This is a genomic window from Flavobacterium procerum, from assembly GCF_042431625.1.
GTDB lineage: Bacteria > Bacteroidota > Bacteroidia > Flavobacteriales > Flavobacteriaceae > Flavobacterium > Flavobacterium procerum.
The window spans coordinates 199,682-213,132 of the sequence record NZ_JBHLYW010000009.1 but is presented as its reverse complement, the minus strand read 5'-3'; the positions used below and the strand labels follow the sequence as shown (position 1 = coordinate 213,132).

Below are 13,451 nucleotides of genomic sequence, written 5' to 3'. Positions count from 1 at the left end.
TATATCAATAACAGATCATTCAATAAATGTATACAACAAGATTTACCTGCTGCGGTTGTTTACTAATCACATGATATATCTGCACGATTATTGTTCAATTGAGATTAAAAATTGGTCTATTTCTATAATTTGCAGAAAAAATAATGCTGTAAAAGTTTTTTTCATTTCTTATAAACAGATTTTCCTTCTTTTATGGTTTCTAAAACAATTATGTCTTTAATTGTTTCTGGAGCCGCTTTTACAGGATTTTGATCTAAAATGACAAAATCGGCTAATTTATTTTTCTCTATTGAGCCTTTTGTGTCCTGTTCAAAATATTGGTAGGCCGCCCAGATTGTAATGGAGCGCAGCGCGTCATAAGCACTGATCCTTTCATCGGCTCCGATCACCTGTCCGGACCTGCTGGTTCTGTTCACGGCAGCATATAAAATCATGATGCTGTTGGGAAGGGCAACAGGGGCATCGTGGTGCTGGGTGAAAATCATCCCTTTTTTCAGCGCCGTTGCTGCCGGCGAGATGCGGTAAGCCCTTTCTTTTCCCAATGTTTCATCCCGGTGCCAGTCGCCCCAGTAGTAGGTGTGCATTCCAAAGAAAGATGGCATGATGCCTAAAGATTTCATTGCATCGAGCTGGTCGGGCCGCGCAGTCTGCGCGTGTATGGCAACAGAGCGCCTGTCTTTTTTTCCATACAATTCAGCTGCGTGTCTTACAGCGGAAATATACTCGTCAATGGCCGCATCGCCATTGCAGTGGGCCAGTATCTGCCAGTTGTTGGCGTACGCGGAATCAACCAGTGCAGCGGCATCGCTTTGTTTTGGAAATGCGGGATAACCAGTATAGGTTTTCGGCTGTCCCGGGGGCGGAACAATGTAAGGCTTTGTAAGCCATGCCGTTTTTCCCTGCGGGGAGCCGTCAAGGGAGAGTTTAACCCCTGCAATCCTGAAATGATCAGTATATTTTTTTTGAACGCCGTTTTCTTTCATATAGCTCATCTGGGTCTGGATATCGGGATAGGCGGCAACGTCTATTGCCAGCTTATTTTCTTTGGCAAGTTTCTGCCAGGTATCACAGGCGTCACTGGTGGCCCTGCCTTCCTGGGCTGTGGTAAATCCAAAGCGCATGTAGGATTCAAGGCCAGCCTGGGCAATTTTTTCATTGGCCTGATGATCAAGGGAGCCCATCATTTTAAAAAGGGGCGTAAACATTGCCATTTCTTCAAGAACCCCGTTAGGTTCCGAGGAACCTTCTTTTCTTCTGATAACGCCGCCGGCAGGATCTTTAGAATCCTTGTTATAACCTGCCATCTGCAGTGCTTTATGGTTCATGACGGCCAGATGACCTGACTGGTGGATAATAATTACGGGAACCGTTATGGATACCTTATCCAGATCATCGGCTGTAGGGGGGAGTTTTTCTTTTAATTGCGCATCGTCATAGCCAAAGCCGACTATCCAGCCGTATTTTCCGATGGCTTTTTCATTTTTTGCTTTCCATTCATTCAGCAGCGAAATGACAGCCGCAACATCATTGCCTTGCCCGTCCGGCGCTGGAAGCAGATTGGCCGATACGGCCTGAAAGCCGGCATTCCAGACATGTCCGTGCGCGTCTATAAAACCGGGAAGTATCGTTTTTCCTTTCAGGTCATTCATCACCGTTTTCTCTCCATGAAATTTTTCGGCTTCCGGCTTTGGGCCTGCAAATAGAATTTTTCCGTCCTTAACGGCAACTGCCTGGATGTAAGCTGGAGCATCGCCCGCCATAGTGAGGATATCGCCGTTAAAGTAAATGGCATCGGCAGGCACGGCAGTTTCTCTCCTGCAGGCGGCAAAAGCCAGAATGGCGGCTAAAGCTAAGATTTTTTTCATATGCTCTGGTTTTAACAAAGGTTAGCAATTATATAAAGATTATCCTTTTCGCTTTAGCAGACCGCAGTGCTGTATGCCGGAGCTGGCAGGCTTTCAGCCGGCGTTTCACTGCTTGCTGCCCCTTGCGGGGTACAGGGCAGATCAGCTGCAGTGCCGCTCACCGGCTTATGGCGGATGTAAAAGTCGCCCATGCAAATTTTTGCAGCCGGCCATTGGGAATAAGCAGGCTTATACGAATATAAGAATAATATATTAAATTTTTCAGATGCCGGGCTGTAGATCGGCTGGTTTTGGTGATGGGGGAGATATTGTTATGGTATGATGCAGGAAGTTTTGGCTGGCGGCGGGTTGTATTGGATATTGTTTTTTAGGTTTGATATTTTTTTTTGGAGCTTTTTCCCGCTATTCGTTTCAATCTTCTGCGCAGAACCCCGGCGCAGAAGGATTTCCACAGCTATCGGGGCTAGGGAGATGGCTCGCTTTTTTTGATTAATGATAATTAGTTAAATCTCTGAATATCATTAAAATTATTAGGAATGTTACTTTTCTATATCTAAGTAAACAGTATATTGATTTGGAATCAGCTGGTATTTTGGGTTAGTGAAAAAATCCTTAATTGGAAAAATAATGCTGCCGTTATTTACCAGCCAGATTTCATAATCGTGCTGATTCAAACTTCCAAAATCGTATTCATCCTTTGACAAATAAAACATACCATTATTAAAGGTTTTTACTTCAATAAATTTAATATTCCCTTCACTGTCAGTAAACCTGATATCATAATGCAGCCCCTCATTATCTTCACTAACTTTATAAATATTTGAGTAATTGTTCTCTTCTAAAAACTTGATTACTAAATCTTCAGAGGAGTTGCCTATATGTTTTAATTTATCATTATTCTCACCGCTGTTAAAGTAAGGTTTTCTTTTTGAAGCTGTGTTTGAACTGGCAGGTTTGTATTTTAATTTTTCACTGCTAACCATTGCCGGGACATTAGCAGGAGATTTGATTCCAGCGTCATTAGAGGAAGCCGGAGTTCCAAAGGTGCTCTGCAAAGGTGTATCATTTATTTTGTTCTGCTCCTGCAGTATAGCTTTTAATTCCTCTATACTGTTTTCAAAATATAACAGGCTTTTTAGTCCTGAATTCTGATTAATCTGCAGTATTTGCTGAGCAGTAAAATGCAGACGGTTTGATGCAAGCATTTCCTGAAAATTGATGCTATCCTTTAATTCAATATTTCCATATATCTGTTGTATGTATAGATCTAAATAATAAGGATAATCGACAGAAAACTCGTATTTCTTTTCTTGGGAAACCCTGTTTGCAAATTCTTCATAATTTTCTAACCTATTGATTGTATCCACAAAATCCTTTTTTGCCTGGGTATCCAGAATATTGAAATTTTTCCAAATAGCATATTTCGCTTCAATTTTTTTGCTCAGAATAAGGTCTCTTAAATTTTTGAAATGATAGGTGTCATACGATAGTTGGTATGGATAGAACTGTACGAAATCCGATAGCTGGATTTTTAAGTCAGCAAATAAATCCTTTATTTTATTAATTTGGGAAATACTGGAAATTGACTCGTAGTCCAGCTGGCCTGCTTCAAAATTGAGATTTAATTTATCTGCTATCCTTTGGTTTAGCGACAAATCGTCCATAGCCATTTCATATTTAATTCCTTTTAGATCAAAAATGGTTTTCCAAAATGCCTCTTTATAATCGGCCAGTCCGAGAAGTTCTTTGGCCTCTTTCAATACATCCTTTCCGTAATCCCTAATAATATCATTTTTAGCGATCTCGATATCATTTCTGATCAAATTTCTAAATTCTGCTTTATCGTTTTTGACATCAAACGATAGGGCAATAATTTCTGCAATGCTGTCAGTGAATGCAGGTTTTTTCAGCAGATGTGAAATCTCCTCGATGTAATTCACCTTGATATAATAAGTCTGTTCACTATGGTGCAAAAATTCACAATCTGAAGTGGAGTAATGCTTGCCATTAACTGTATATTCTAATTTTTCGCACACATAAATTTTTATTTTGCTGCATATTGAAGCCTGGGTCTGCTGGGATTTCAATTCGTCAAAATCATGAATTCTCTGGGCAAGAATATAAGGCTTTAGTTCTTTAAGGTGTGTGTTAAGAGCGGCTGATAAAGCATCATGAACCTGATAAGACTCCAATTCCAGCTTCAGATCATTCAAATCGTTTATAGCGAAGAACTTTAGAGCTTCAACACCACCGGATCTGGGAGGGAAGTTGAATACGGGAAAATCTTTCTTGAGTCTGTTTGGTATTTTGATTTTTTCACTGAAATAAACCTGCTCCTGTTTATAAATCTTTAACGATTCTCCGTCATCTGCAAACAGCTGCAAAGGAGTTTTTATTATGATTTTATTTTCTCTAAAGTGGCTTAAGGCTTTTTTGTAAAAGCCAGATGATTTTGTACCGTCAGGATACTTAATGCAGAGCATATTGATGATTTCGGCAACTTTATCTATCGGCAGATTATTAAACTCGTCCTTTGCTCCCAATGCAACCAAAATTTCCTGAATCACGGTCTTGGAAATATTCTGTCCCATAAACAGTGCATGACGGTAATCAATTTCAAAATCATTAACCCAGCTGTATTTATCATCTATGAGTAAATTGTGAAACTTGACCTGATAATGCTTTCCAATAAGGTATTTTATGTATGATTTTTTTATATTATATACATAATTGTTTCTATACAGGTATTCGACTTTATCCGTGTTCTTGTCTTGATAGAGCTGTGTTTTTAGAACAGGATCCGTGTGAATCCAAAGAATAAATTTTTCAAAGCTCAGCTGTTTTAAAATGTTCTCAAAATTATGAATAGTGGTTAGGGAAAGTTTATATCTGGTATAGTTTTCTTTGTGGATGCTTTGAAAATAATCCAAGGCGCCGCTGTTATCAAAATCCTTGACAGCATAACGAGAATGATCGTTAACTTTCAGCCATTTGAGGTATTCCTGTATTTTGAGAATGCCTTCTTCTCCTTCCGGAATTTCTATGCCTAATTGTTGTGGTGCGGCAATAAAATCTGCGTCGGTGTAAATACCTTCAAATATAGTTTGATTGATCCTTCCGCGGGGATAAATTGAGCATAGCACCGTATTGGATGTAAGGGAAATGCCTCCCTCCAATGTGATTGTTGGAATCTCGAAAGGAAGGGCAGTGTTTATGTTTTCAGTATTGATAAACTGGAAATTATGAAACAGGCATCTGTTCATCTGCTGAATGATTCCTAGCTGGTCGTCCTCCGATTTTTTAATTTCAGCATTCGTTTCGTTAATAATTTTTCGGGCTAGGTTTGCGGGCTCAAAACTATGGATATTGCATAATCCTTGGAGTTTATCGCTTATGAAACGGCTTCTGTTTCTGTCCCTGTCTGCGTTAAAGCCTAGAATGTTGCTAAGCAGCAGGTATAGATTTCGATTTATAAATTTTATTCTGCTGTAAGAAGGTGTTTGAAGCGAACTGTCTTTTGTTTCAGGGGTATAGATATATTCAGTACCCAGTATTTTGTTGCCATCCTTATCAAGCAGCAGATTAAGCCTGTTAGTGTATTTCTTTTTTAGTTCGCTGCCTTTTTTAGTTATTTCAAAAATGTATGTAGCGCGCTGCTCCATTGTTAGAGGAAGATCTGAGATCCTGTTAAATACACCGATTACATCTTTTATATTTTCAAAACTTTTATATACCTCATCAAAAAAAGGAATGTTTTGCAGATTAAGATTTTTAGCGGGAAGCAGATGAAAGCCCAGAATCTCGGTCGCTTTTGAGTCCAAAAGCATATTGGCAAAGCCGTCGCCGTAATAAACCACTTCTTTAAGTTTTCTAAATCGATTATCAACGCAAGGAAACAAGGCTTCTTTTTTAAAGGCGTCTTCAATCCAGTCATAGTAACCCAGATTATTCAATGTGTCTGCTTTGTGCTTGTGGGTCAATATCTGTAATGGCTTGTAGCTGGCTCTTCCGCTGGCAAAATATTTTGCTACCTTGATTGTGAACTGTACTGCCTTTTGCAGGATTATCTTATTCTTATCGGATTCTACAAGCTGGTTTCGGGTCGCATCCAGATCAAAAGTCGCATGAAGAATATACGGCTGATGAAGGTATATATTTGTTGGGAAAAATGAATATAATCTGCTGCTGGTGTCTTCCATGTTTTCTTCCATGGCAATTTTGATCTGATAAAATTCCTGCTCTTTTTTATCATTTTTTATTAAAGTGCCCAGAGATTCTTCTTCTTTGAAGATGTACCATGTTTTTTGGTTGTATGTAATTTTCTCGACAGGTCCAAATTGGCTTGTCTCATTGTTAATAACAGTTTTGTGCGTTGTGATAGACTTAATCTGATTATCAAAACCTTCAAATTTTATAACCTGAAGTGACTTTAAGAAAAACAGGGTTTCCGGTGTGATCTGTTTGATTTGGAATAAGATATTCTTTATAAATCTTGCATGATACTTTATAGAAATACTTGTGACGTAATTCGGGTCGCTGGCAGCAGTTTTTATCTCTGGAATTCCTAAAAAAGGAACGGGAACGGCATTTTCACTAAGGCCCTCTTCATCTAAAATCTCCTTTCGGGTCTGTTGGTCGAAATTGGAATAGAAGAATTCCTTTCTGTTTTCCTGGCTGTATACAAGTGACATGCCGTTACTTATAATCTCTACCTGCTCGCTCCAATTTATTATCGATCTGAAACCAAGTCCTTTATTTCCAATATAATCTTTTTTAGATATTTTGGAGGAGCGGAAAGGCATGAACAGTGATTTATAACCGCGTTCACTGAAAGGAATCCCATTATTGAAGATCGTAATGCTATTAGACTCTTGTTCCAATTTTATAAGCACTTCCGTGCTTCCCTGATCGTCGCAGTTTTGCAGCAGCTCCAGTATCTGCCTGCCGTTATAACCATTGATAATTTCATTCTCTTCATTATATTCTTTTAACAGCTGATCGGAATCTCTTAAAAGATTGGTTCTTTTATCAATTTGAGTTTGTACGAAGTCTAACATCTACAGAAGCTTTATGTATTTTTGGAAGTTTATCTAATAGGCAAAAATATTATTTTTTGGGATGTACGCTTTGCGGAAAACCGTAAAGACAAAAAACAGATCATTTTATCAGCGGTTTTTAAATAATTTAAAGTATGAAATGCACGTAAAAGCTGTGAAAGATATAAGCCATAGCGAAAGAAGTGGCTGACTATTCTTTTTTAATCAACGGTTCTTTTGTTTAAAGTAATGGTTGCGCGCAGTGGAGTCACTGCTCGATTTCATGTTTCTGATGATAAGGCCGTGGTTTCTCATTTTGTTTTTAGTTTATTCTTCCAGCCTTTGCCCCCCAATATAAAGGAATGCCAAGCAAAATTACCTTGGCTGTCAGCAGATGCTTTCTTCAATTAATTGCCTTATTTTATAGTAAACTTCATTTATTTCTATCTTGTCATCCATAGGTTTGTTTAGCAGACACAGAATTGAATAATCATATATTTCATCTAAAATGGAAATGAATTTATAAATCATTTCTAAAATCTCTTTTGAATCGATTGATTTTACATCTGTATAATATTTATTGTAATCCATGCTGATATGTCCAATAGTTGTATTTCTAACATTACCCATTTTAGTATCAAAATTATTTTGTTTTTTAAACTGTCTTAATTTTGTGCCTAATTCTGCAAAAGTTAAAGGTAAATGGGGTTTATTTTCAGATATTTCTTTTAACTTTTTGCTGTATTTGTTATAGGTATTAATCGTTTCGTAAATGTTCAGGATAGCGACTCTTAAGAAATACAATTTCTCCCAGCTGTATTTAGATAAGAAAAAGTGCTTTGATATTATATAAAGCTCAATTTTCGAGATCTTTGTTAAAGAACATATTGAAATAATCTTATCAAAATGCCCATTTAATGATTCTTCACTAAATTTTTTGAGAAGTTCTTTTTTTTCAATAATTAATTCTGATTCATTATTAGCGTTTAAGTATTCTATCAATTCTAATAATCCTTTCAAAAGCTTCAGGTCCTCCTGATTAAAAGAAATTCGTTTATCAAATTCTTCAATAATAAGTTTTTTATCCATAAGTTTTTAAATGTTGCCTATCTAGTTTGTTGGTGCCAGTCTCCTAACTCCATTCTGGAATATGCGGCCAAAAAATAAGCTAGGTCAGTATTGCTGGCAATCCATTGCGTTATGCCAAAATTCTTTGCATCATTCTTTTTTATTTTGCAATTCTCAAACGTAAATGGGTACTGCTCATCTATAATTCCTTTCTTAAAGTGATTTATAGTATGGCTATAGCTTAAATGGAATAGTTCCAAAATCTCAGGATCATGATATCCCAGTGTAGAGTCAATAAATTTAGTCATCAAGACATTTTTCTTATCATTAAAAAAGGCAGTTATATCGCTGCTTTTTGGTTCTTTTCCATTCCAGGCTAATTGGCCATTGAACACAAGAAGCTCTTCTTTTTCCAAAAAGCCGGCAAAACTATATTTCTGCGTAAAATATCGCCTAACCTTCTCGTGTTATATGGAGTTTAGGATTAAGGAAGTATAATCTTCAGATAAAAAACTATCTGACACAAGATCAACTTCAAATTAAGCTTAAAACCGAAATTCCTTGTGGAGTGTGTTAGTTATATTTTATTTACCTGTCTTTTTCTCAAGACTTTTTAATTGTCTTTTTAGTGTTCGGATTTCGGCGGTTAATTCCTTAGATTCTTTTTGCTTTTTTTCTCTTTCTTTTTTCGTTTCATTCATTTTTATTTTTATAGCCTTTTTCTTTTCATCTAACTTTAAAAATTCATCAAAGTTGTAAATTTTTCTGGTTCTCATATTATTTTCCGTCAATTATTGATTTTCCTATAGTAATACCGCCATTTAAAAGCATTTGCTTATAAGTTTCAATTTCTATATTTTGCGTATATTCATCATAAAATGTTTGTCCATTATTATTTAAAACGGGGATTTCATTAATTGAAATTTTTTGAGAATAATCATAAGTTACAGTAGTTAATATTTTTTCTCTGTCAATTTTGTCTTTGACTGAATGTTCAGTTGCATTAAAAATTAACTTTACAGTTATTTTGTGATTTTGATAAAATTCTATTTTTTCCATTTTTCTTAAATTGCTTTGTTTCTACTATGTTGTAGTTTAATTTTTAGAAAAGTTTTAATTTTTAAGATTTTTTCTCTGAGGTAAAATTTCTTTTGACTTTTTAGTAGCTGTTAGCAGAAGTTGATATTATTTACCGGTAATTTCTTTTATTTTGATTCTCATTTCTTTTTGAAATTCTACATTGTGGGAATCTGTAGTTGGCATTTCAGAAATTTTTGCAAGATTGATTTCAGCATTATTCATCTGTCCAATTATTGTCAAAACACAGTTAGTAAAAATCATTCTAGGTTCCGCATTTTCACTTGGCTGATAGAAATGACCTTTGAGTTTTTGTATGTTATCATGTATAGATTGCGTTTTAAAGTTTATCGGTTCGTAGCTATGTCCGAATTGATTTCTGATTTTTCGCAGCAATTCTAAATCGTCCATTAATTCTTTACATATCAGACCAATTGAAAAAGCCAATTTTATTTTTGAAGACAAAGTTCCGATAGGACCATTGAATTCAAACAACTTTTCAATGAATTTTTTTGATCCTACTAATTTTGATTTTAATAAATTTTGAATTTCATTATCTAAAAACGACACAGCAAGAAGACAGCATCCGCGGTCCGTTTCTTCATCAAGTGCAATGTTTATATTTTTAACACGTTTGAACTGCTCGTCAAAGTATTCGTCATTTTGATTATTTTCCATAAATATTTTTTTTGAATTGGTATTGACCAATTTGTACTAACGTTTTGTTTCTTCAACGGGTTTAAGACTAAATCAAACACTTTCTTCGGATTTGCCAAATCTCCCAAATACAAAACCAACTTTTCATTATGCCCAAAATATCACAATCCCACCAAAGGGCTGTTAGTTGTAGTCTATTCTTCCTTTCTCCCGTAAATTATATCAGATACAATATTTATATTACTTTCATCTGATAGACCATAAAACGAATTTGAAAGTGGATGATTTTTTATAGCATCAAGTGAGTTCAGATTTATGTTATGATTTTTTTCTACTTCTTGTCTGATATAATATAAAAGACTATTTGCTAATATGTCAGCAATTAGCGTAAACTCATTATCATCGACAATTAATTCAAATTTGGTTTTAGAGATATTATCAGCCTGTAATTCTTTTGATTTAAATTCTAAGTCTTTGACAATAGGTTCTTTCTTTGTTTTATCGTAAGCTTTTATTTTGGCGATTTCTGGAAATGGTTTTATTAATTCATTTGCCTTTTGTTCAAATTCTATTTTCAATGGATTATCAATATTATCGGTAATTACCTTTAGGTTAATATTCTCATCACCATATTTATCAATGTAATAAGCAATGGCTTTACCAAACAGGCCTTGAAATAATTCCGAATGCAGCCTTATTGCATTTGAGTTTTTTGAAAAAGAAAATTTATCAATCAAATGATTGATCTGCTCTTGCCGTATTTCATTTGTATTTTCAAAGTTAATATTAAATCCTTGTACAGAAATAGCTTCAAATACACACGAGACTTCATTTTTTTTTAGACATTCAAAAACTTCGTTTCTTAATGTTTCCTGAAGTGAACTTTTTAAATCTGTAATATGAAGTTTTCCATCCTCAGTTGAATATTTATCATAAATAGCTTTAAATTCAGACTTTAAGCTTTCAATATTACTTTCATTAAGAAAGTAACCTGCAAATATTCCGAATTCGCCCACGGTTTTTTCTTTGTTATCCGAGAAGCCTTTAGACCCAGATTCGTCACATATTAAATAAATTTTATTCATAATAGAATTTTAGATTACAGCTAATTAATTTATACCAGTCCTAAAATGGCATCAATACAATATTTTTTAATTGGATTTGTGAAATTAGTAAGATTTTTAGCGAATATAAGAATAATATGCTAAATATGTAAGTTGTATATTAATAGTAATGAATATCTATTTAAGTTGTCTTCCAGCTGTTTTTACTAGAGTTGACAATAGTTTTTTCTCAAGTTATTATCTACAAAACTTACATGCAGGTGTCTGTGGACTTGCAGGAATAAATTTTAGAATTCATCCCAGTGCTTTCTGAATTCTTCCCGAGCCCTGTTTATCCATACTATCCCAATTGCTTCCCTTTTAATTTTTATCAAAGACCCCGTATGCTTCTGTTTTTTATTTCAGGAGCAAAGGTAACTCCGTGTTCTTTACGCGCAGGCAAGGCCGTGCCTTTCAGGTTTGATAAAAAATCTCCACCCATTCGGGTTGTATTTTTTATCAAAGCCTTGCCAGAGCTAAACACTAACCTTTTTATGCTCATGAAACAAAACACAGCATACGGCGGCTCTTTAGACGAATAAAAAAAAATGTCAGAAATGACCCTTGAAATATTGAAAACAGACTTAATGAAACAAAACAAGCGCCGGCTCTCATTGCCGAATAAATTTCAAAAAAAATAAAAAGCAAAAGTGATAAGTGAAAACGGGGCGTGAATATGCCTGTGCGGAGAGATGGGTGCGGGAAAAAAGCTGCGTGCGGAGCGGGGCTGTAGAGGGTAATGCGGTGCGGTATAAAAAAAGCGGTGCAGTCGGAAGGTTAAAAGGCATTAAAGTGATGCGGTTGGTGGTATTGGCGTGCAGTAATTAGAAGGATTTTAGGCGGCTTGGGAAGTTTAAAAGGCTTTAAGGGGATGCGGAGGTTAGAGGATGTAAGGGGTGTTTTTTGTTTAGGGCTTTTTGGGCGCGGAAATTTTAAGCAGGGCTTTGGCATTTGTTAAGGATCGGACAGGAAGATAAAATCCCCAGCAGAACTGTACTGCAGTATAAAAATGAATAAATAAATAAATGAATCAAGTAATACAACAAATCAAGTAATACAATAATTAAAGGATTATAAATATTTAAAAATCAGAATCATGAACATTACAGGAAGATTGACAAAAGATGCGAAAGTAAGCACATTGTCAGACAGCAGATAGGTGGTAAATTTTTCAGTAGCCATAAACGAGAGCTACAAAAACAAAAAGGGCGACAGGGTGGAGCAGACCACCTTTTTTGAATGCGCCTACTGGATAAGCCCGAGGGTTGCCGAGTGGCTGACCAAAGGCACAGTGGTGGAACTCACAGGAATGGTAAGCGCAAGGGCGTGGACGGGCAGTGACGGCGAGCCAAGGGCAGGGCTGAATTTCAACACCTCGAATATCAAACTCCATGGCGGGGGCAGTAAATCCCAAGGAGCGCAGGAAGTGAAAACAGAGCAGAGCGCAGCAACGGGAGAAAGCATAAAAACCGCCTTAAAAGAACCTGATGATGATGTGCCGTTTTAAGGCAGAGGATTCACAAGCAGTTTTAATTTTTTAAACTTATAAAATCAATTATCATGGCACATAATATCAGCTACAACAGCCAGACAGGCAATTACTCTTTTTTCAGCGTTAAAGAAAAGCCGTGGCACGGGCTCGGGCAGGTAGTCGGGCAGTATCCGACAAGCTCCGAGGCTATCAAATATGCAGGGCTTGATTATCAGGTGGCAAAAAGCCCGCTTTTCACTAAGGGTTCGGAATTTATAGTGACCCGTGAGGGTATTGAAGTGGGAAGCACCGAACTGGCAGTCCCTGACTGCTTTGCCACCATCCGCACAGACAGCAATACAGTACTCGGGGTGGTTGGAAAAGACTACCATATCGTGCAGAACCGTGAGGCGTTCAGTTTTTTTGATGCCATAGTAGGAGGCGGTGAGGGCATCCTATACGAGACAGCAGGTGCTTTGGGTGATGGGGAGCGCATTTTTATTACAGCTAAACTCCCTGATTATATCCGTGTGGGCAAAGGGGATGATGTGACAGAAAAGTACATTTTCCTGACTACCTCCCATGATGGGAGCGGAAGCATCACAGCGGCTTTTACACCCATCCGCATCGTATGTCAAAACACCCTTAACGCTTCGCTACGCTCGATGAGCAACGTGGTGCGCATCCGCCATACCTCGGGGGCTAAACAGCGCCTCGAGGATGCGCACAAGGTCATGGGACTGGCAGACAGACTCAGCACCCAGCTTGAAGGAATCTTTAATGAGTGGGCTAAAGTGAAGATAACCGACAGGGAGGTTAAAAAGTTGATTCAGTTGGCGCTATGTCCCAATACCGAAACTCTGGCTTTAATCAAAAAAGGGGCAGAGGATGAAGTGTCCGCCATATTTAAAAATACCGTAGAGGATGCTTTTGCTTATGCCATGGCAAGCGAATCACAGCAGATGGAAACGGCTAAAGGCACTCTTTTCGGGGCATACAATGGCGTGACGGGCTACTATCAGAATGTGCGCAAATATAAAGATGGACAAGCTAAACTTCAGTCCATCGTAATGGGAGGCACAGCGCAGGGAAAAGCCCAAAAGGCTTTTGAACTGTGCTCGGCTTTTAAGTCGGATGGTGCGGAAATCCTTAACCTTAATTAGGCAGGCATACA

Annotated in this window: 10 protein-coding genes; 2 read left to right on the top strand and 8 right to left on the bottom strand. The window is 37.1% G+C overall.

Annotation, left to right across the window (positions count from 1 at the left end):
• Positions 1–161: 161 nt before the first annotated feature.
• From ACFFLS_RS12275 to ACFFLS_RS12240, 8 genes are all read right to left on the bottom strand, one after another.
• Entirely contained in the window at positions 162–1,865 is a 1,704-nt protein-coding gene (locus ACFFLS_RS12275) for an amidohydrolase (protein ID WP_379689413.1), read from the bottom strand.
• A gap of 539 nt (positions 1,866–2,404) precedes the next feature.
• Positions 2,405–6,922: a sacsin N-terminal ATP-binding-like domain-containing protein gene (locus tag ACFFLS_RS12270; protein WP_379686550.1), complete on the bottom strand. Its 4,518-nt coding sequence runs from the start codon at positions 6,920–6,922 to the stop codon at positions 2,405–2,407.
• Positions 6,923–7,288: 366 nt separating this feature from the next.
• Complete coding sequence (locus ACFFLS_RS12265) at positions 7,289–7,990, bottom strand: hypothetical protein (protein WP_379686552.1); 702 nt, start codon at positions 7,988–7,990, stop codon at positions 7,289–7,291.
• Positions 7,991–8,007: 17 nt separating this feature from the next.
• Positions 8,008–8,385, bottom strand: a complete 378-nt coding sequence (locus ACFFLS_RS12260; protein WP_379686553.1) for a hypothetical protein — start codon at positions 8,383–8,385, stop codon at positions 8,008–8,010.
• A 168-nt stretch (positions 8,386–8,553) separates the two neighbouring features.
• Positions 8,554–8,745 (bottom strand): hypothetical protein, encoded by a 192-nt coding sequence (locus ACFFLS_RS12255; protein WP_379686554.1) that lies wholly within the window; start codon positions 8,743–8,745, stop codon positions 8,554–8,556.
• A gap of 1 nt (position 8,746) precedes the next feature.
• Positions 8,747–9,028, bottom strand: coding sequence for a hypothetical protein (locus ACFFLS_RS12250; RefSeq protein ID WP_379686555.1), 282 nt, complete (start codon positions 9,026–9,028; stop codon positions 8,747–8,749).
• A gap of 126 nt (positions 9,029–9,154) precedes the next feature.
• The gene (locus ACFFLS_RS12245; protein WP_379686556.1) at positions 9,155–9,724 is read right to left on the bottom strand and encodes an MltR family transcriptional regulator; all 570 of its coding nucleotides are present in this window, start codon (positions 9,722–9,724) and stop codon (positions 9,155–9,157) included.
• A gap of 173 nt (positions 9,725–9,897) precedes the next feature.
• A complete protein-coding gene (locus tag ACFFLS_RS12240; RefSeq protein WP_379686558.1) occupies positions 9,898–10,788 on the bottom strand; it encodes a hypothetical protein in 891 nt (296 codons plus the stop codon).
• 1,177 nt (positions 10,789–11,965) lie between these two features.
• Here ACFFLS_RS12240 and ACFFLS_RS12235 point away from each other — a divergent pair.
• On the top strand, positions 11,966–12,313 hold the full coding sequence (locus ACFFLS_RS12235; RefSeq protein WP_446685099.1) for a single-stranded DNA-binding protein: 348 nt from the start codon (positions 11,966–11,968) through the stop codon (positions 12,311–12,313).
• Positions 12,314–12,366: 53 nt separating this feature from the next.
• Positions 12,367–13,440, top strand: a complete 1,074-nt coding sequence (locus tag ACFFLS_RS12230; RefSeq protein WP_379686559.1) for a DUF932 domain-containing protein — start codon at positions 12,367–12,369, stop codon at positions 13,438–13,440.
• The last annotated feature ends 11 nt before the right edge of the window (positions 13,441–13,451 follow it).

What these genes read in the sequence shown, in the direction of transcription:
- ACFFLS_RS12275 (WP_379689413.1), bottom strand. Translation starts at nt 1,865, where the DNA reads ATGAAAAAAATCTTAGCTTTAGCCGCCATTCTGGCTTTTGCCGCCTGC.
- ACFFLS_RS12270 (WP_379686550.1), bottom strand. Translation starts at nt 6,922, where the DNA reads ATGTTAGACTTCGTACAAACTCAAATTGATAAAAGAACCAATCTTTTA.
- ACFFLS_RS12265 (WP_379686552.1), bottom strand. Translation starts at nt 7,990, where the DNA reads ATGGATAAAAAACTTATTATTGAAGAATTTGATAAACGAATTTCTTTT.
- ACFFLS_RS12255 (WP_379686554.1), bottom strand. Translation starts at nt 8,745, where the DNA reads ATGAGAACCAGAAAAATTTACAACTTTGATGAATTTTTAAAGTTAGAT.
- ACFFLS_RS12250 (WP_379686555.1), bottom strand. Translation starts at nt 9,028, where the DNA reads ATGGAAAAAATAGAATTTTATCAAAATCACAAAATAACTGTAAAGTTA.
- ACFFLS_RS12245 (WP_379686556.1), bottom strand. Translation starts at nt 9,724, where the DNA reads ATGGAAAATAATCAAAATGACGAATACTTTGACGAGCAGTTCAAACGT.
- ACFFLS_RS12240 (WP_379686558.1), bottom strand. Translation starts at nt 10,788, where the DNA reads ATGAATAAAATTTATTTAATATGTGACGAATCTGGGTCTAAAGGCTTC.
- ACFFLS_RS12230 (WP_379686559.1), top strand. Translation starts at nt 12,367, where the DNA reads ATGGCACATAATATCAGCTACAACAGCCAGACAGGCAATTACTCTTTT.